Annotated in this window: 20 protein-coding genes; 11 read left to right on the top strand and 9 right to left on the bottom strand. The window is 70.5% G+C overall.

The window, feature by feature from the left end:
• Window positions 1-744 (top strand): aspartate/glutamate racemase family protein, encoded by a 744-nt coding sequence (locus tag AC3CBB_RS13720; RefSeq protein ID WP_488625022.1) that lies wholly within the window; start codon window positions 1-3, stop codon window positions 742-744.
• Between the two features lie 65 nt (window positions 745-809).
• On the opposite strand, the gene AC3CBB_RS13715 is transcribed toward AC3CBB_RS13720, so the two are convergent.
• Window positions 810-1,913 (bottom strand): calcium:cation antiporter, encoded by a 1,104-nt coding sequence (locus tag AC3CBB_RS13715; protein WP_488625021.1) that lies wholly within the window; start codon window positions 1,911-1,913, stop codon window positions 810-812.
• 120 nt (window positions 1,914-2,033) lie between these two features.
• Between AC3CBB_RS13715 and AC3CBB_RS13710 the strand changes: the two genes are divergently transcribed.
• Complete coding sequence (locus AC3CBB_RS13710) at window positions 2,034-2,246, top strand: antitoxin (RefSeq protein ID WP_123505768.1); 213 nt, start codon at window positions 2,034-2,036, stop codon at window positions 2,244-2,246.
• A gap of 112 nt (window positions 2,247-2,358) precedes the next feature.
• The gene (locus AC3CBB_RS13705) at window positions 2,359-3,732 is read left to right on the top strand and encodes an MFS transporter (protein WP_123505767.1); all 1,374 of its coding nucleotides are present in this window, start codon (window positions 2,359-2,361) and stop codon (window positions 3,730-3,732) included.
• An 8-nt stretch (window positions 3,733-3,740) separates the two neighbouring features.
• Here AC3CBB_RS13705 and AC3CBB_RS13700 read toward each other — a convergent pair whose 3' ends face one another.
• The gene (locus tag AC3CBB_RS13700) at window positions 3,741-4,952 is read right to left on the bottom strand and encodes a glycoside hydrolase family 16 protein (RefSeq protein WP_488625020.1); all 1,212 of its coding nucleotides are present in this window, start codon (window positions 4,950-4,952) and stop codon (window positions 3,741-3,743) included.
• A gap of 341 nt (window positions 4,953-5,293) precedes the next feature.
• Between AC3CBB_RS13700 and AC3CBB_RS13695 the strand changes: the two genes are divergently transcribed.
• Window positions 5,294-5,746: a MarR family winged helix-turn-helix transcriptional regulator gene (locus tag AC3CBB_RS13695; RefSeq protein ID WP_123505765.1), complete on the top strand. Its 453-nt coding sequence runs from the start codon at window positions 5,294-5,296 to the stop codon at window positions 5,744-5,746.
• 4 nt (window positions 5,747-5,750) lie between these two features.
• Here AC3CBB_RS13695 and AC3CBB_RS13690 read toward each other — a convergent pair whose 3' ends face one another.
• Window positions 5,751-6,497 carry a hypothetical protein gene (locus AC3CBB_RS13690; RefSeq protein ID WP_488625019.1) on the bottom strand — a complete coding sequence of 249 codons (747 nt, stop codon included), beginning with the start codon at window positions 6,495-6,497 and terminating at the stop codon, window positions 5,751-5,753.
• Window positions 6,498-6,555: 58 nt separating this feature from the next.
• On the opposite strand from AC3CBB_RS13690, the gene AC3CBB_RS13685 reads away from it, so the two are divergent.
• Together AC3CBB_RS13685 and AC3CBB_RS13680 are read left to right on the top strand one after the other, a co-directional pair.
• Window positions 6,556-7,746 (top strand): MFS transporter, encoded by a 1,191-nt coding sequence (locus AC3CBB_RS13685; protein WP_488625018.1) that lies wholly within the window; start codon window positions 6,556-6,558, stop codon window positions 7,744-7,746.
• 104 nt (window positions 7,747-7,850) lie between these two features.
• The gene (locus AC3CBB_RS13680; RefSeq protein WP_488625017.1) at window positions 7,851-8,345 is read left to right on the top strand and encodes a nucleoside/nucleotide kinase family protein; all 495 of its coding nucleotides are present in this window, start codon (window positions 7,851-7,853) and stop codon (window positions 8,343-8,345) included.
• Between the two features lie 39 nt (window positions 8,346-8,384).
• Here the strand turns inward: AC3CBB_RS13680 and AC3CBB_RS13675 are convergent, their stop codons facing one another.
• Window positions 8,385-9,203, bottom strand: coding sequence for a helix-turn-helix transcriptional regulator (locus AC3CBB_RS13675; protein WP_123505760.1), 819 nt, complete (start codon window positions 9,201-9,203; stop codon window positions 8,385-8,387).
• Window positions 9,204-9,301: 98 nt separating this feature from the next.
• Between AC3CBB_RS13675 and hxlB the strand changes: the two genes are divergently transcribed.
• Window positions 9,302-9,871: a 6-phospho-3-hexuloisomerase gene (gene hxlB / locus AC3CBB_RS13670; protein ID WP_488625016.1), complete on the top strand. Its 570-nt coding sequence runs from the start codon at window positions 9,302-9,304 to the stop codon at window positions 9,869-9,871.
• Window positions 9,872-9,921: 50 nt separating this feature from the next.
• Window positions 9,922-10,545 carry a 3-hexulose-6-phosphate synthase gene (gene hxlA / locus AC3CBB_RS13665; RefSeq protein WP_123505758.1) on the top strand — a complete coding sequence of 208 codons (624 nt, stop codon included), beginning with the start codon at window positions 9,922-9,924 and terminating at the stop codon, window positions 10,543-10,545.
• A 79-nt stretch (window positions 10,546-10,624) separates the two neighbouring features.
• Here the strand turns inward: hxlA and AC3CBB_RS13660 are convergent, their stop codons facing one another.
• Complete coding sequence (locus AC3CBB_RS13660; RefSeq protein ID WP_488625015.1) at window positions 10,625-11,005, bottom strand: cupin domain-containing protein; 381 nt, start codon at window positions 11,003-11,005, stop codon at window positions 10,625-10,627.
• A gap of 52 nt (window positions 11,006-11,057) precedes the next feature.
• On the opposite strand from AC3CBB_RS13660, the gene AC3CBB_RS13655 reads away from it, so the two are divergent.
• Entirely contained in the window at window positions 11,058-11,768 is a 711-nt protein-coding gene (locus tag AC3CBB_RS13655; protein WP_488625014.1) for a potassium channel family protein, read from the top strand.
• A gap of 5 nt (window positions 11,769-11,773) precedes the next feature.
• Here the strand turns inward: AC3CBB_RS13655 and AC3CBB_RS13650 are convergent, their stop codons facing one another.
• The 3 genes from AC3CBB_RS13650 to AC3CBB_RS13640 form a co-directional block, all read right to left on the bottom strand.
• The gene (locus tag AC3CBB_RS13650) at window positions 11,774-12,319 is read right to left on the bottom strand and encodes a cysteine hydrolase family protein (RefSeq protein WP_488625013.1); all 546 of its coding nucleotides are present in this window, start codon (window positions 12,317-12,319) and stop codon (window positions 11,774-11,776) included.
• A gap of 89 nt (window positions 12,320-12,408) precedes the next feature.
• The gene (locus AC3CBB_RS13645) at window positions 12,409-13,062 is read right to left on the bottom strand and encodes an alpha/beta hydrolase (RefSeq protein WP_488625012.1); all 654 of its coding nucleotides are present in this window, start codon (window positions 13,060-13,062) and stop codon (window positions 12,409-12,411) included.
• On the bottom strand, window positions 13,059-14,081 hold the full coding sequence (locus tag AC3CBB_RS13640; RefSeq protein ID WP_488625011.1) for a DMT family transporter: 1,023 nt from the start codon (window positions 14,079-14,081) through the stop codon (window positions 13,059-13,061). Before AC3CBB_RS13640 ends, AC3CBB_RS13645 begins: the two co-directional genes overlap by 4 nt.
• Window positions 14,082-14,114: 33 nt before the next feature.
• On the opposite strand from AC3CBB_RS13640, the gene AC3CBB_RS13635 reads away from it, so the two are divergent.
• On the top strand, window positions 14,115-14,711 hold the full coding sequence (locus tag AC3CBB_RS13635; RefSeq protein ID WP_488625010.1) for a TetR/AcrR family transcriptional regulator: 597 nt from the start codon (window positions 14,115-14,117) through the stop codon (window positions 14,709-14,711).
• 25 nt (window positions 14,712-14,736) lie between these two features.
• Here the strand turns inward: AC3CBB_RS13635 and AC3CBB_RS13630 are convergent, their stop codons facing one another.
• A complete protein-coding gene (locus AC3CBB_RS13630) occupies window positions 14,737-15,387 on the bottom strand; it encodes an NAD(P)-dependent oxidoreductase (protein ID WP_123505752.1) in 651 nt (216 codons plus the stop codon).
• Between the two features lie 62 nt (window positions 15,388-15,449).
• Here AC3CBB_RS13630 and AC3CBB_RS13625 point away from each other — a divergent pair, with 62 nt between their 5' ends.
• Window positions 15,450-16,049: a TetR/AcrR family transcriptional regulator gene (locus tag AC3CBB_RS13625; protein WP_488625009.1), complete on the top strand. Its 600-nt coding sequence runs from the start codon at window positions 15,450-15,452 to the stop codon at window positions 16,047-16,049.
• The last annotated feature ends 80 nt before the right edge of the window (window positions 16,050-16,129 follow it).

The raw sequence follows: 16,129 nt of genomic DNA, 5'->3' as shown, positions 1-16,129 counted from the left end.
ATGCGGATCCGCCTCATCAATCCCAACACCACGCAGTCCATGACCGACGCCATCGGCCGGTGTGCGAGCGACGTCGCGGGTCCGCTCACCCTCGTCGAGGCGGTGAGCCCGAGCATGGGCCCCGCCTCGATCGAGAGCCACTACGAGGAGGCGCTGGCCGTACCCGGCATCCTCGAGCAGGTGGCACTGGGGGAGTCCGAGGGGGTCGATGCGTACGTCGTGGCGTGCTTCGGCGACCCGGGGCTCGATGCGGCGCGCGAGCTGGCGCGCGGGCCGGTCCTCGGCATCGCTGAGGCCGGCATGCACGTCGCGGCGATGCTCGGCCGCACCTTCGGCATCGTCACCACCCTCGAGCGCACCACCGGACGCGCCCGCGAGCTCGCCCACCGCTACGGCTTCGGCGACGTCTGCGTCGCCGTCCGCGCGTGCGAGATCCCGGTCCTCGCCCTCGACGACCCGCGCTCCGACGCCTACGGCCGCGTGGTCGCGGAGTGCCGCGCCGTGCTCGACGCCGGAGCCGACGCCGTCCTCCTCGGCTGCGCCGGCATGGCCGACCTCTGCCACCGCGTCTCCGACGAGATCGGCGCGCCCGTCGTCGACGGCGTCTCCTCCGCCACGGTCTTCGCGGAGTCGCTCGTCCGCCTGCGCCTCGCCACCGGCAAGCGCGGCGAGTACGCGCCGCCGCCGGTCAAGGCGATGACGGGCCTGATGGCCGGATTCGAACGGGCGTGGGCCGACGCCTGACGGCGGATGCGGGCGCAGGAACTCCGAGCCCGTCGCCGGGCCGCGAGTTCCTGCGGCCCTCGCCTCTACGGGCTGATGGCGAGGAAGACGAACGCCGCCAGGATGATCAGGTGGATGATCCCCTGCAGGCGTGTCGATCGGCCCGGCGCCACGGTGAGCGTGCTCACGAGGAGGGTGATCGCGAGCAGAACGATCTGCACGCTGTCGAGGCCCAGCACGAGCGGCCCGTCGAGCCAGATGCTGGCGACGGCGATGGCCGGGATCGTGAGGCCGATGCTGGCGATCGCCGAGCCGTAGCCGAGGTTGAGGCTGGTCTGGAGGCGGTTGCCGAGGGCGGCGCGCGAGGCCGCGATGCCCTCGGGGAGCAGGACGATGAAGGCGATCACGACTCCGACGAAGGCTCCCGGGATGCCGGCGGCGTCGAGGCCGTCCTCGATGTTGGGCTGGACGGTGTGGCCGAGCTGGACGACCGCGAGCAGCGACAGGACGAGCAGGACGAGGCTGATGATCGTCGCGCGGTTGGACGGAGGGTCGGCGTGGTCGCCCGAGTCGGTGGAGTCGAGCTTCGGATCGGAGGTGAGCTTCACCGGCAGGAAGAAGTCGCGGTGGCGACCGGTCTGCGTCGACACGAACGCCAGCCAGAGCGCGAGGGCCGCGACGGCGACGAACGCGAGCTGCACGCCGGTGAAGCGCCCGCCCGAGGCGCCGGTGGTGAAGGCCGGAAGCACGAGCGCCATGCCGGCGAGTGCGGCGACGACGCTGAGGGCGGCGCCGGTGCCCTCGCGGTTGAAGCGGGGCAGGCCGTGCTTGACGGAGCCGAGCAGGAGCGAGAGCCCGACGATGCCGTTGCACGTGATCATCACGGCGGCGAACGCGGTGTTGCGGGCGAGGGTCTCGACGTCGTGGCCGCCGGCGACCATCAGCGTCACGATCAATCCGACCTCGATGACGGTCACGGCGACGGCCAGGACGATCGAACCCAGCGGCTCGCCGACGCGGTGCGCGACGACCTCCGCGTGGTGGACCGCCGCGAGGACGGCGCCGATGAGGATGGCGCCGACGAGGATCGCCACGCCGGTCGAGAGATGCCGGTGATACGTCGCGACGAGAGCGATCAGCGCCAGCACAGGCATCAGGATCGGTGCGAGCGATTGGAGTCGGGCGGCCATGGAGTACCCCTTCCAGGTCGGGATCTCAGCTTACTGAACGCCACCTGATAACCCCCGGCCGTGCACGAGGGGTCTGGCTGGTCTATCGTGACGAACATTCACCGACCGAAGGAGCACACCATGGCTGGATTCGACGACATCGCCAAGAAGGCGCAGCAATTCCTCGGCAACGACAAGGTCAAGGACGCTCTGAAGAGCGAGAAGGCGGAGGGGACCAGCGACAAGCTGCTCGACGCCGTCGCGGGTGCCGCCGACAAGGCGACCGGCGGCAAGTACACCGACAAGATCGACAAGGCGCGCGACGAGGCCGACAAGCGCGTCGGCAACGAGTAGGCCCTGCGTCGATAACTCAGGGGCGGTGCGCGAGGCGTCGGCCTCGGGCCAGGGCCCCGGGCCGGTCATCGCGCACCAAGCCTGAGTTCTCGACGGGGCCTAGGCTGACCCCATGAGCACCGCCGCTGTCGACACGTCTTCGCCGGGCGTCCTCAGCAAGAAGTACATCCTCGCCACCCTCGGAATGTGCGCCCTCATCGGCATCAGCGCGTTCGAGGCTCTCGCCGTCACGACCGTCATGCCGACGGTGAGCCGCGAGCTCGACGGCGAGTCGCTGTACGCGTTCGCCTTCGCAGCGCCACTGGCGTCGGGCCTGGTCGGCATGGTCGTCGCCGGCAACTGGGCCGACCGTCGCGGGCCGCGCCCCGTCGTCCTGGCTTCGACGCTCCTCTTCGCAGTCGGCCTCCTCGTCGTCGGGCTGGCCCCGTCGATGACCGTCCTCCTCATCGGACGGCTGATCCAGGGCCTGGGGTCGGGCGCCGTCATCGTGGGCCTCTACGTGATGGTCTCGCAGGTCTTCCCCGAGCGGCTGCACTCGGCGGTCTTCGCCGGCTTCGCGGCCGCTTGGGTGCTCCCGGGCCTCGTCGGCCCCGTCATCGCGGGCACGGTGACGCAGACCGTCGGCTGGCACTGGGTGTTCATCGGCGCGCTGGGACTCTGCGTCCCCGCCTTCCTCATGATCCTGCCGACGCTCCGGCGTCTCGAGCCCTCCGACACTCGAGCCCCCTGGCGCCCCGCCCGAATCCTCTGGGCCCTCGGCGCAGCGGCCGCCATCGTCGCTCTCAACCTCATCTCCGAGCTGCCCGACCTCCTCGGAGCCCTCGTCGTCGTCGCATCGGTCGCGGCCCTGGCGGTGACCCTGCGTCCGCTGCTCCCGAAGAAGACCCTGGGCGCAGGAACGGGGATCCCCGCCCTGGTCCTCCTCCGCGGCCTCGTCGGCGCCGCCTTCATCGGCGGCGACGTCTACATCCCCTATCTGCTGAGCTCCCACTACGGCTTCTCACCCGCCGCCTCCGGGGTGACGCTCACCTCCGGCGCGGTCAGCTGGGCGTTCGCGAGCTGGCTGGTGGGGCGGATCGGCGAGAGGGTGCCTCAGCTCACGGGCCTCCGTACGGGCATCGCGCTGATGATCGTCGGCGGCCTGTCGGCGGTGGCGACGCCGCTGTGGCACCTGCACCCCGTCGTCATCATCATCGGGTGGACGATCCTCGGCTTCGGGATCGGCTTTGTCTACTCCCGCTTCTCGGTGCTCACGCTGCGATGGTCGAAGGACTCCGAGAAGGGGTTCAACAGCTCGGCCCTGACGATCTCGGATTCCGCGAGCGCGGCCGTCGTGCTCGGCGTCAACGGCGCCCTGTTCGGCCTGATCGGCGGGCCGGGCGACATCACGGCGTTCGTGGCGTGCTTCGCGGTCGCGGCTCTCGTCGCGGTCGTGGCACTGATCGTCAGCGGTCGCGGCATCCCGGTGGGGCGCCGCCAGGGCTGACCGTCAGGTCAGTCCCAGATGCTGATCCAGTCGATGTCGAGGTGGCCCGCGGTGGTCTTCGGGACGGTGCCCTCGCCGATGAACGTCTCAGCCTGCAGGGTCACGCGCATGGCCGTGGCAGGCACCGCGTCGGTGACGGTCGAGACGAGCTCGCCGTCCCAGTAGTAGCGGATGGCGTCGTGATCCCACTCGGTGGTGGCGACGTGGTACTCGCTCTGGTCGGTCGCCGCGAACGTCTCGACGGCCGGCTTGAAGGTCATGCCGCCGTTTCGGAGCGAGCCGGGGACGGCCGAGGCGGGACGGGGATTCGCGCCGAGGTCGGCCTCGGGCCAGTCGATCTCGCCGTCGTTCCAGTCGTCGCTCGACGGCCAGAACATGCCGACGAACTTGTAGCCGAGGATGTCGTCCGACCTGTATCGGATCGAGACGCGGCCTGTGGTGTGCGGCGTGTAGCCGTCGGGCATGACCGCGGCGACCAGGGGCTGGCCCTTCTCGGAGTGGAGGAAGAAGTCGAGGTTCGAGTTCGACACGCTGAGCACCCTGTCCGGAGCGTAGAGGCCCTGGCCGCTGGTGTCGTCGAAGCCGTCGTAGGCCTCCATCCGGGGATAGGTCGTCAAGACCGCGCCGAGGGCGGCCGGGGTGGTGAAGTCCTCGGCGTACGACTGCCTCCAGGTGCGGCCGTTCGAGGTGACGCTGCCGGTGGGCATCGCGGCGTCTCCGCTGCCCATGGCGACCAGGCCTCCCTGAGTCGCTGCGACCGCCTTCTGTGCGGCTGCCGCAGCAGCCGCCGCTGAGGCGGCCAGCGCCTTGTACTTCGCGGCGATCGCCTTCGCGGCGGAGTACGCCGTCTTGGCCGACGCCGTGGCCTTCACCGTGACGGCCGAGTTCTTCTTCGCCGTGGCCTTGTACGAGGCGGAGTACGTGGACGATGTCAGGACCACCTTCAGTCGCGACTGCGACGCCGTCGAGGCCTTCGCCTTGGCGAGGTAGGTCGCACGCGACTTCGCTGCGGCAGCCGACTTCGTCGCGTACGCGGATGCGGCTTTCACCGAGGCCGCCTGCTTCGACTCGTACGTCGCGCTCAGCGCCTTCGCGCCGGCCTCGGTCGGCACCGTGACGCTCGACTCGGCGGAGGCCCCGGGGGCGTCCAGCATTCCGACGCCGACCAGTCCTGAGACGGTGACGATGGCCGCTGCGGCGAGACGGAGAGAGAAGGTCACGTGTGCTCCTCGGGGTGAGCCCGGGGCGGCGCGTGCTGTGAGGAGAACACTGGGGTCGCGAATGAGAGCCCGGAGAGCGGCGCGGCTGACGCCCCGCTGCCGGCCCGAATTCCCGCACCACGGTGTCAGCCGCACCCCGCGGCCCTCTGCGAAGTCCCGGGTGTCCCACCACCCGTTTCTTCCTGGGTCCAGCCTCCCAGGCGAGGGTCGCTCGCACAGCCCCCAAGGAGGGTGTCGGCACTAGGGGGGACCAGCGGGGGACGAGCCGGGCGGCACCTCGGGCTCGGTGCGCGGAGCGTAACTCGGCGCGTCGCAGGGCTCGTCTGCGCCACACTTGCGTCATGTCCGATGCCGCTTCCCCCTTCGATCCTTCGACCGTCGAGTTCCTGCTCGCCTGGCAGGCCCTCGAGGTGGCGAGCCGGCACGTGCGCGAGCGGTTCGCCGGCGAGGCGGGACTGTCTCTGAGTGACTTCCAGACGCTGGTCTTCCTGTCGGCCAAGAACGGCAGCCCCGCGAAGGCCGTGGGCGAGGCGCTCGGCCTGACGACCGGGGCCACGACAGCGCTGATCGACCGTCTGGTCGCGGCCGGCTACGTCACGCGCGAGCCGCACCCGACCGACCGTCGGAGCACGCTGATGATGCTGACGCCGAGCGGCCTCGCGGCGGCCACCGGCGCGGGCGCCCTCTACGCCGGAGTCACCGAGTCGGTCGTCCCCCTGAGCGAGCGGCCTGCGGCGACGGAGCTGCTGCTCCGGCTGGCCGAGGCGCTCGAGCGTCCCGTCGACGGCGAGTAGCCGGCTAGGGGGTCGGCGTCACGCTCCAGGTCCCGTTGGTCTGGATGGCCATGACGCCCGGCAGATCGGCGTCGTACTTCTTCGCGAACGCGACCGAGTCGCCGAACACCAGCGGCTTGTCGGACGTCGTGAACACGCGCCCCGAGAACGAGTCGCCGGCTCCCGACGGCTTGTAGTCGACGATGACGTGCTTGACGTCGTCCGAGAAGAACAGCACCGCGGGCCCCACGCCGGACTGCTTGCCCGACACCGGGGTCAGGTCGTTCCAGCTCCGCAGCGTGACCTTCCACGGGCCGGTCGCCTTGACGATCAGCGTCTGCGAGACCGGGTCGTCCTTGAAGACGTCCATCAGGAAGGACGCGCGCAGGGGCGCCTCGGCCTGACCGAACGGCGACAGGCGGCCGGGAGCCGTGACCGTCGCCGTGCCCGCGCAGCCGAGGCAGTTGAGCTCGACGACGACGGCGAAGTCGCCGTTGCGCTTGTACGTGACGTTCGACGAGCCGGTGCCGGAGGCGGTGGCTGCGACGGCGGCGGCGACGGTTCCTGCGTCGACCGTCTTCGAGAGCGGCTTCTCGACGGCCGGGGCCGTCACGGTGGGCGTGGGCGTGGGCGTGGGCGTCGGCGTCGGCGTGACGACCGCAGCCTGCGACGTGGCCGGCGGCGCAGCTGTCGTCGTGCCCGTGCACCCGCTGATCAGCAGCGCCGCCGCGACGATGCCCCCTGCCAGGCCTGCCCCTCGTAGCCGTGTCATGGAGACCAGCCTGGCACGCGCGGGGATCTCGTGTAGGAGGCTCCCCTAGTCTGAATCCATGCCGAGCTCCTCACCCGCCGCCCTCGGCGGGTGGCTCCGGGTCGCCCCGGCGGTGATCGCCCTCGCGTGGGGCGGCAACCACTTCGTGCCCCTGCTCCTCCTCTACCGTCGGGTCGACGGCTACACCCAGGTCGAGATCGACCTCTCGCTGGCCGTGTACGTGTTCGGCATCGTGCCGGGCTTCGTGCTCGCCGGCGCGTGGTCGGACCGCCACGGGCGCAAGCCGGTGATGCTCGCCGGCATCGCGATCGGCGTCGTCGCGAGCATCGTGCTCGCCAGCACCAGCAGCAGCCTCGTCGGGCTGTGCGCGGGGCGGTTCCTGAGCGGTATCAGCGTCGCCGTGGCGATGGTCGTCGGCAGCAGCTGGATCAAGGAGCTGTCGACGGCGGAAGGTCGAGGTTCGTCCGGCGCCCGGCGCGCGTCGGTCGCCATGTCGCTCGGCTTCGGGGGCGGAGCCGGGGTCGCGGGCGTCCTCGCTCAGTGGGCCCCGTGGCCGACCGTGCTGCCGTACGCCGTGCAGATCCTGGCGTGCCTCGTCGCCTTGGCGATCGTGCTCCGGGCTGCCGAGACTCGTCTGCCCGATCCGTCGGTCGCGTCCCTTCTCGGCGACGTGCGCGTGCCCCCGGCAGTCCGCCCGCGGTTCGTCCGGGGCGTCGTCCCGATGGCGCCGTGGATCTTCGGTGCCGCCGCCCTCTCGTTCGCCGTCGGCCCGAGCCTCGTCGCGTCGCGAGTGGGCGACTACGTCGTCGCGTTCGCCACGCTCACGACGGTGATCACGCTCGGCGTCGGCACGACAGTGCAGCTCGCCTCGGCGACGATCGACCGGCTGCTCCAGGGCCGGTCGGGTACGGCGGGCGTGCTCCTCTGCTCCGCAGCGGCCGCGGTGCTCATCGTGGCGGCGGTCGCAACGGTGCCCTGGGCCGTACTCGTCGCGGCACCGCTGTTCGGCGCGGGCTACGGCCTCTGCATGGTCACCGGCCTGACGACCGTGCAGGGCATGGCGACGGGCGGCGACCTCGCGGGGCTGACCGCCGTCTTCTACGCCCTCAGCTACGTCGGCTTCTTCTTTCCGGTCGTGCTCGCCGCCCTCGCGCCGATCGTCGGGACCGCCGTCGTGCTCGGCGGCTTCGTCGTCATCAGCCTCGCGTGCGCCGCCGTCAGCGCGAGGGCGATCCGTCGCGTCGCCTGACGGGTCCGATGTCGCCGAGGGCGGCACGCTCGGCACCGTGACGCCGGGCGGGTCGCGAGGCGGCCACTCTCGACGGCTCTCGCGGGTCCGTGCGACCATGGCCCATGGCCTACCTCGTGAGCGGCAACCCCGGCGCGGGCAAGTCCACGCTGACGGCGGAGCTCGTGCGCCGCGGCGTCCGCGCCCTCGACTCCGACGCGGTCGACGGCCTCGCGGCCTTCATGGATGCGTCCGGCGCCGTCGTCGGCGACCACACCCTGCCGGTCACGCCCGAGCTGCTCGCCGACTTCTACTGGGGCTGGTCGGCCGCCCGTCTCGACGACGTACTCGACGAGCTGGGCTCCGACGGCGTGCTGCTCGGCATCGCCGTCAACCAGTGGGACTTCACCGACCGCTTCGACCGCCTCGTGCTCCTCGAGCTCGACGAGGCCACCCAGCACGACCGCGTCCTGACCCGCCATCCCCTTGACCGGCAGCAGATCGCCGCAGGGCTTCCGGTGATGCAGGCCCAGATGATCGAGCGCGGGGCCGCCGGCATCGACGCGCGTCGGCCGACCGCGACGGTCGCCGACGAGCTCCAGGCGCTGCTCGGCCTCTGATCGGGCGCAGGAACTGCCCCACCCCCGCCCAACCCGACCTCAGCGCGCCAGCGCCACCAGCTCCGACCGCGACCGGGCCCCAACCTTGCGCAGCAGGTTCGACACGTGGAACTTCACCGTGTTGTCGCTGATCCCGAGCTTCCGGGCGATGTCTCGGTTGCGGGCACCGGCGGCGACGAGGCTGAGCACCTCGCGCTCCCGCGGGCTCAGGGGCACGGCGGTGATCGTCTGATCGGGCTCGACCGGAGGGTCGAGCGGGAGGGCGATCGAGAGCTCCGAGCCCCAGCCCGGCGTGGAGGCGACGCTGAGGTCGCCGTCGAGGGCGGAGACGCGCTCGGCGATCGGGCGCAACGAGTCGTCGTGGGCGGTCATCTCGCCGCGGCCGTCGTCGCGGATGCCGATCAGGAGATTGAGGCCGTCGCAGTCCCACTGGATCCGCACCCGCCGGCTCTCGCCGGTGTCGACGAACGCGAGCACGGCGCTGCGCACGATCGCGCGGGCGGCGTGGGCGACCTCGCCGGGCAGGGCGCGGCCGGTGACCGGAGGCTCGACGAACTGCACGTCGAGGTCGCCGAACCGCACCAGGGGGCGGAGGTCGGAGCGGAGCCGGGCGAAGGCTCCGATGACGGGCTCGAGCATACTGTCGCGCTGCTGGTCGGTCGTCATGCGGATCTCGACCAGCGAGGCGGCGGCGACATCGATCGCCATGGTCCGGGCGGCGCGGTCGTCGAGCCGGGTCGAGCGAAGAATCGCCAGCATCGACTCCAGAGCCACGGCATGCCTGTCCGACTGCTCGGCGACGGTGCGCGCGTGTGCGAGGAGGAGCTCGCGAGTCGCGTGCTCGCCGGTGTCGATCATGGCTCAACCCTACCCATGTCCTGGCCTACCCCAACGGGTAGGCCGAACCGTCCCAGTGGGTGGCCGCGATGCGGCTCCCGGCGGACGAGACTCGAGTCATGAGCGACGACAACGAGCGACCCACGGCGGCCCTCGACCTGATCACGGGCGAGCTGGAGGCGGTGACGAGCCGCATCGACGCCGACGCGCTCGATGAACTCGCGGCACTCCTCACCGGGGCCGACCGGGTCTTCGTCCACGGCGCCGGCCGGTCGGGTATCGCCCTCCGCATGACGGCCATGCGCCTCATGCACCTCGGCCTCGCCGTGCATGTCGTCGGAGAGACGACGACGCCCGCGATCGCGGCCGGCGACGTCCTCCTGGTCGCCAGCGGCTCCGGTACCACGTCCGGCATCGTCGCAGCGGCCACCACGGCCGCCGAGGCGAACGCGCGCGTCGCCGTCCTCACGACGGCCGGCGACTCGCCCCTGGCCGAGCGCGCCGACGTGGTCGTCGTCATCCCCGCCGCCGCCAAGCTCGACCGCTCGGCGACCGCCAGCCAGCAGTACGCCGGAAGCCTGTTCGAGCAGGCGGTCGGCCTCGTCGGCGACGCCGTCTTCCATTCACTGTGGAAGCGGTCGGGCTTGACGGCCGACGAGATCTGGCCTCGGCACGCGAACCTCGAGTAGCGCTGCCGGATCCTGCGCCCCTTTCCCTCACCGCAAAGACAAGGAAGATCATGAAACTGCAGTTCGCAATGGACACCCTGACCACCGAAGCCGCCCTGGAGCTCGCCGCCGCGGCAGCCCCGCACGTCGACATCATCGAGCTCGGCACGCCGCTGATCAAGTCGGCCGGCCTCTCGGCCGTGACCGCGATCAAGGCCGCCCACCCCGACAAGATCGTCTTCGCCGACCTCAAGACGATGGACGCCGGCGAGCTCGAGGCCGACATCGCCTTCACCGCCGGAGCCGACCTCGTGACCGTCCTCGGCGTCGCGGGCGACAGCACTATCGTCGGTGCGGTCGCGGCCGCCAAGAAGCACGGCAAGGGCATCGTCGTCGACCTGATCGGCGTCGCCGACAAGTCGGCCCGTGCCAAGGAGGTCGTCGCCCTCGGCGCCGAGTTCGTCGAGATGCACGCCGGCCTCGACGAGCAGGCCGAGGACGGCTTCACGTTCGACACGCTCCTCGACGACGGCAAGGCCTCGGGCGTGCCCTTCTCGGTCGCCGGCGGCGTCAAGGTCGCGACGATCGCGTCGGTGCAGGAGTCGGGCGCTCAGGTCGCCGTCGCCGGTGCCGCCATCTACGGTGCCCCCGACGTCGGCGCCGCCGCCGCCGAGCTCCGCGCCGCCATCAAGTAGTCCAGCTTCACCCTCGGGGGCGGTGCGACGATGTCGCCCGCCCCTTTGCCGTTGGGGCGCAGGAACGTGCAGGCCGCCGTCAGCTAGGCGCCACCTGCTGGTCGATCGGCACGCTCCGCGCGTCGACCACGTCGCCCGTGTGGGCCGTCGTCACCGTCTCGATGAGCACGATGCCGACCTCCTCGTCGGCGACGGGGTTGTGTCGCGTGCCCTTGGGGACGACGTAGAACTCGCCGGGCTCGAGCACGACCTCGCGATCGCCCTCGAGCTGGATGCGCAGGCGGCCGTAGACGATGAGGAACATCTCGTCCTGCTCGTCGTGGGCGTGCCACACGAACTCCCCGAGCAGCTTCGCGACCTTCACGAACTGGTCGTTGACCTGGCCGACCACGCGGGGCGTCCAGTGCCTGGTCACCTGGTCGAGCTCGGAGCGGATGCGCGTGGGGGCGAGGAGGTTCATGGGGTCAGCCTAGATTCGTGTCTCGGCGTCGGCTGCTCGCTACGGTCATCCCGTGAAGCAAAATCGCTGGCAGCGTCTGACTGAGTGGCCGCTCACGGGCGCCGCGCTCGTTTTCCTCGTCGCGTACGCCTGGGAGGTGCTCGGTGATCTGACCGGCGGGCCCGCCGTGCTTGCCGACGCCGTGATCAACGTGACATGGGCGGTCTTCGTAATCGACTACGCCGTCAACCTCGTTCTCGCCGAGCGTCGAGCCCACTGGTTCGCAACGCACCTGTTCGACTTCCTCGTCGTTGCGCTACCGGTACTCCGTCCGCTTCGGCTGCTTCGGCTCGTCACACTGGTGTCGATCCTCCAGCGCCGGGCGAGTGCTGCGTTCCGCGGCCGCGTGATCGTCTTCGCCGGTTCGACGACGGCACTGCTCTTGTTCGTTGCATCGCTCGCCGAGCTCGACGCCGAGCGCAACGCCAACGGGTCGCTGATCACGACCTTCCCGCAAGCACTCTGGTGGTCATTCGTCACCATCACCACCGTCGGATACGGCGATCTCTACCCCGTGACGACGACCGGCCGGTTCATCGCCGCCGGGGTCATGCTCGGCGGCATCGCTCTGATCGGTGTCGTGACGGCGACGCTCGCCTCGTACATCGTCGAGCGCGTCTCGCAGCAGGATGAGATCGCCGAGGCGAAGACGCAGGATCAGGTTCGCGAGCTCGCCGATGAGATCCGGCAGCTGCGGGAGGAGCTGCGCGTCCGCGGCGAGTAGGCGGCTCAGGCCCCGAGCAGCGCGGCGCTCGGCACCACCGTCGCGAAGCTCCCGTCGAGCGCCGCCATGAAGGCCGCGTGGACGCTCGCGCCCGGCACGACGACGTCGCCCAGCGCCAGGTCGGGCGCCGCGCAGGCGTCCGACACCACGGTCGCGGTGAAGCCGAGCTCGTGAGCGGCCCGCGTGGTCGAGTCGACGCACATGCTGCTCATCATGCCGACGATCACGAGCTCGGTGATGTCGGCGGCGGTGAGGAGTTCCTGCAGCCCTGTCTGGATGAAGCTGTTCGGCTCGTGCTTCTCGATGACGAGCTCGCCGTCGACGGGTGCGACCGAGGGGTGGAAGTCGAGGCCCGTGGTGCCGGGCCGGAAGAACGTGGCGTCGGCGTCGGTCGAGACGTGGAAGATGTGCACGATCTTCTCGCCGGAGGCCCGGAACGACTCCAACACGCTGCGGGCCGCGTCTGCGGCAGCCTCCGGTTCGACGAGCGGAAAGGCTCCGCCCGGAAAGTAGTCGAGCTGGATGTCGATGAGGAGGAGTGCGCGGGTCATGGCTTCAGTATGTCGGCGGGGCCGGCACGACGCGGTCGAGTTCACGTCGATTGAGTTCGGTGCCGGGCCCGGTCTGCGGAGCAGTGCCCCTAGCGCGCGTGCTCATCCAGGAGAGTCCACGCGGCGACCAGCGAGATCGCGGAGGCGAAGGCGTCGAGGCTCGGTCGATTCAGGAACGCATGGCGCGAGCCCGCCTGGATGTGATGCCGGACGTCGACTCCAGCAGCCCCCAGTTCAGTCGCGAACATGTCTCCTGACGCGCGCATGTTGTCATGCTCCGCGTTGATGACGAGAGTCCGCGGAAAGGCGTCGAGGTCGTGGCCGCCGGGGAACGCCAGGCGATCGGAGAGAGCTTCGGCCGACCCGGCGTAGTTGCGGTTCATCCAGTTCAGGGCCCATCTGGAATGCGTGATCCGCCGGTGCCCACGGGATCTCTGCCGCCCCTCCCGTGTTCGCGGATGCGTCGAGTGGAAGAAGCCGTACGCGAAGACGGCGCCTGCCGGACGAAGGTCTTCGTCGATGGCTCGGAGAGTCGCGGCGGCCGCGAGGCACGCGCCCGCGGTCGCAACCGTGACGCCATGCTCCGCGAGAGAGAGCGCGACGTCGTGTGCCTCCGGTTGATCCGGGCTCCCTCGGAAGAACCCGCCGCCATGCAGCCAGAGCAGGGTCGGGCCGGATGCCCTGTCGTCTCCCGGTGCCGGCCTGTACCAGCGGACAGGGGCTGCGGCACGGTGCTCGATCACAGTCGATCGTTCCGCGTCGCGGCGATGGCGCGCGTCCGTCTGGAGGGTGAAGCGGTGAGTCTGGCGACGGGTCTGCTGCTTTCGGGGTCGGAGATCGGCCCGGTTCGCCGCGAGGCGCGCAGCTCCCCGCGGCCGTCAGCGATCAGGACCGCCGTCACACCGGCGGCGCAGAGGGCGAATGCCAGCACGGTCGCGAGGGTGAGCGGCTCGCCTAGGAGCACCGCTCCCGAGACCGCGGTGACGGGAGCGACCAGGAAGAGCAGAGCGTTGACGGCAGTGATGCCGAGTCGGCGCAGCAGCCACCAGTAGAGGCCGTAGGCCATCATCGTCGGAACCAGTGCCGAGAGCGCCGCCGCTGACCAGAACGTCGGCGATGCCGGGGGCAGGAGAGTGCCAGTGAGCGCCGCGAGGACCGTCAGTGCGCCGGCTGTCACCGACACGTGGACCGTCAAGGTCGTGAGCACAGGAAGCGGGGACTGTCGCCGGCGATCCATGAAGGTGCCCACGACGAGGCAGGCCATGGCCCCCGCGGGAAGCAGATAGGCGTGAGCGGGGGCGCTCGACCCGCCCACCTGTGAGCTGACCACGAGCGCGACCCCGCCGGCGCCGACGACCAGGCCCACCCGCTGGAGGCCCCGCACGCGGAGGCCGAGGAGCGGCCCCACGAGCGTGGCGACGACAAGGGGCTGCACGGCATCGATGAGTGCCGTCGTCCCGGTGGCGACCCCTGCGGCGATTGCCGCGTACACGAATCCGCAGTAGCCGAACTGGGCGAACAGGCCGATCAGGGCCTGGCGTCCGAGGTCCTTGAGCGGCGCGCGCCTGATCGAGCCTCGTGCGATGCCGATCGCGAGCAGGACGACCGCCAGCGGCGCGAACCGCCAGACGAGAAGCATGGTCCACGGGACGTCGACGGTCGCGACCGCGGCGATGACGAAGCCGGAACTCCACGAGGCGACGAACGCGATGGCGGCGAGGGTCGACACGAGGCCGCCGAGTACACCGATCTGTTTACTCATGGGTGCGACTATACAGGTCGGTATAATCAGCGCATGCCCGTCACCGTTCCTGATCTTCTGCCTCTGACTCCGGGCGCGCGCCGCGTCCTCGACGCTGCGTCATCGCTGTTCTATGAGCGGGGTATCCATGCGGTGGGGGTCGACGCGATCGCAGCGGAGGCCGGCGTCACGAAGAAGACCCTCTACGACCGATTCGGCTCCAAGGAGGAGCTCGTCGTCGCGTACCTGCGGCATCGCGACGCGCGCTGGCGAGCGCACCTCGCCGCCGCTCTCGAGCGCGTCCCGGAGCCGGGCGTCGAGCGGGTGCTCGCCGTCTTCGACGCCTCGATCTCGTGGTCCGATGCGAACACCCCGAAAGGCTGCAGCGCGATCAATGCCCGAGCCGAGATCGGCAACGGCCACGACGGCCATCCGGTCTTCCCCGAGGTCGCCCGGCAGAAGGCGTGGCTGCTCGGAGTCTTCGCCGAGCTCCTCGAGGAGGCCGGTAGCGCCGACCCCCTGGAGACGGCGAAGACGATGATGCTGCTCTACGAGGGTGCCATCGTGACCATCGGGATGGAGACGTTCAGTCGGCCGTTCGAGCTCGCCCGCCGCGTGGCGGCCGCGGTGCTCGCGGCCCCCGGCCGCTAGGGCGCCCCAGGATCCCTCACCCCGGTCAGCGCCGCCGGTAGGTGCTGCCGTCTGCGGTGTGCACGGCCGAGTCGTCCAGGAGCGTCCGCAGGTTGTAAGAAGCGCAGTCGACGAACGTGCCGATGCTGATCCGGGAGCTCGATCGGCGGAGCTCGCCCTTCGAGGGTCCGTCCGAGCCGATGCCGGCGCGGTGAACCATCCACTCGATGTCGCGGGCGTCCTGGTCGAGGTAGCGCATCACGGCCTCGTTGTCTTCGTGCTGACCGATGTAGCTCCGAGCTATCGTGTTCCGCACGAGCCGGAGCACCAGGGGGAGTCGCGTGCCCGGAGCCGCGCTGAGACCCCCGGCCTGGTACAGGAGTCGCCGTGTGCCGGCGCGGCGCATGGCGGGGACGAGCAGGCGCACGAACGTCGTGTTCACCTGTCGCTCGCGCTGCGCGGCGGCATTGCCGAGCATGATCACGACAGCGTCGATGCCGTCGAGCAGGGCGTCGAGGTCGAGGTCTCCGTCTACAGAGCCCTGAACTACCTCGAGCTCCGGGTGGGTGCTCCTGAGCTTTCCGGGTGTTCTCGCGAGCACCCGGACCCGGTGCCCCGCCTCGAGGGCGAGTCGCGTGAAGTGCTGTCCGGTCTGCCCGGTGCCACCGAGCACGAGGAGCGAGGGATGAGTTGTCATGTGCTCAATCTAGGCGGTGTCTAGAAAATAGGCAATGACAGGATCAGGGTTACGATTGCGGCATGACGCAGAAGCCCTTCCATCACGGGAACCTGCGCGCGGTCCTGCTCGACGAGGCCACGATGGTCCTTCGCGAGTCGGGGGTCGACGGTCTCTCCCTCCGCGATCTCGCTCGCCGCGCCGGCGTCAGCCACGGTGCGCCGCGGAGCCACTTCGTCGACCGGCAGTCGCTGCTCGATGCGCTCGCGGAACTCGGTTTCGACCGCCTCACCGTCGCCGTCCGAACGGCGCTGGGTGGCGGGGGAGACCTGCCGGCCCGCTTCGGCCGCGTCGCCCGCGCCTACGTCGACTTCGCCATCGACGACGCCGCGCTGATGGAACTGATGTTCCAGGCCAAGGCGACTGGCAGACCCGGACGGATCGAGGAGGCCGCCGGCGCCCTCTTCAGCACGCTCGACGGTGCCCTCGGGGCGCGGTCGGCCGAGGGGGACGACGAGTCACGAGACGTCTTCAAGATGCTCTTCGCGGCGACGATGCAGGGGATCGCAGCACTCGTCGCGTCCGGGCGCATCGAACGCGCGCAGGGGGACCGCCTCGTCGATGCGGCCATGGAGACGATGCTCGGATCGGCACTCGGAATGCGGGCCGTCACCTCATCCTGACCGCGTGGCCAGCCAGGAATCAGGCGCTCTGCGCAGCGTGAACGCAGCCCAGACCCGTTCTGGGGTGTCGCCTCCGGGCT

The sequence above is a fragment of the Frondihabitans sp. OV104 genome (assembly GCF_057787745.1).
The sequence above is the reverse complement of the archived record's forward strand: the minus strand, read 5'-3'. Positions and strand labels throughout refer to the sequence as shown.

What these genes read in the sequence shown, in the direction of transcription:
- AC3CBB_RS13720 (WP_488625022.1), top strand. Translation starts at nt 1, where the DNA reads ATGCGGATCCGCCTCATCAATCCCAACACCACGCAGTCCATGACCGAC.
- AC3CBB_RS13715 (WP_488625021.1), bottom strand. Translation starts at nt 1,913, where the DNA reads ATGGCCGCCCGACTCCAATCGCTCGCACCGATCCTGATGCCTGTGCTG.
- AC3CBB_RS13710 (WP_123505768.1), top strand. Translation starts at nt 2,034, where the DNA reads ATGGCTGGATTCGACGACATCGCCAAGAAGGCGCAGCAATTCCTCGGC.
- AC3CBB_RS13705 (WP_123505767.1), top strand. Translation starts at nt 2,359, where the DNA reads ATGAGCACCGCCGCTGTCGACACGTCTTCGCCGGGCGTCCTCAGCAAG.
- AC3CBB_RS13695 (WP_123505765.1), top strand. Translation starts at nt 5,294, where the DNA reads ATGTCCGATGCCGCTTCCCCCTTCGATCCTTCGACCGTCGAGTTCCTG.
- AC3CBB_RS13690 (WP_488625019.1), bottom strand. Translation starts at nt 6,497, where the DNA reads ATGACACGGCTACGAGGGGCAGGCCTGGCAGGGGGCATCGTCGCGGCG.
- AC3CBB_RS13685 (WP_488625018.1), top strand. Translation starts at nt 6,556, where the DNA reads ATGCCGAGCTCCTCACCCGCCGCCCTCGGCGGGTGGCTCCGGGTCGCC.
- AC3CBB_RS13680 (WP_488625017.1), top strand. Translation starts at nt 7,851, where the DNA reads ATGGCCTACCTCGTGAGCGGCAACCCCGGCGCGGGCAAGTCCACGCTG.
- AC3CBB_RS13675 (WP_123505760.1), bottom strand. Translation starts at nt 9,203, where the DNA reads ATGATCGACACCGGCGAGCACGCGACTCGCGAGCTCCTCCTCGCACAC.
- hxlB (WP_488625016.1), top strand. Translation starts at nt 9,302, where the DNA reads ATGAGCGACGACAACGAGCGACCCACGGCGGCCCTCGACCTGATCACG.
- hxlA (WP_123505758.1), top strand. Translation starts at nt 9,922, where the DNA reads ATGAAACTGCAGTTCGCAATGGACACCCTGACCACCGAAGCCGCCCTG.
- AC3CBB_RS13660 (WP_488625015.1), bottom strand. Translation starts at nt 11,005, where the DNA reads ATGAACCTCCTCGCCCCCACGCGCATCCGCTCCGAGCTCGACCAGGTG.
- AC3CBB_RS13650 (WP_488625013.1), bottom strand. Translation starts at nt 12,319, where the DNA reads ATGACCCGCGCACTCCTCCTCATCGACATCCAGCTCGACTACTTTCCG.
- AC3CBB_RS13640 (WP_488625011.1), bottom strand. Translation starts at nt 14,081, where the DNA reads ATGAGTAAACAGATCGGTGTACTCGGCGGCCTCGTGTCGACCCTCGCC.
- AC3CBB_RS13635 (WP_488625010.1), top strand. Translation starts at nt 14,115, where the DNA reads ATGCCCGTCACCGTTCCTGATCTTCTGCCTCTGACTCCGGGCGCGCGC.
- AC3CBB_RS13630 (WP_123505752.1), bottom strand. Translation starts at nt 15,387, where the DNA reads ATGACAACTCATCCCTCGCTCCTCGTGCTCGGTGGCACCGGGCAGACC.
- AC3CBB_RS13625 (WP_488625009.1), top strand. Translation starts at nt 15,450, where the DNA reads ATGACGCAGAAGCCCTTCCATCACGGGAACCTGCGCGCGGTCCTGCTC.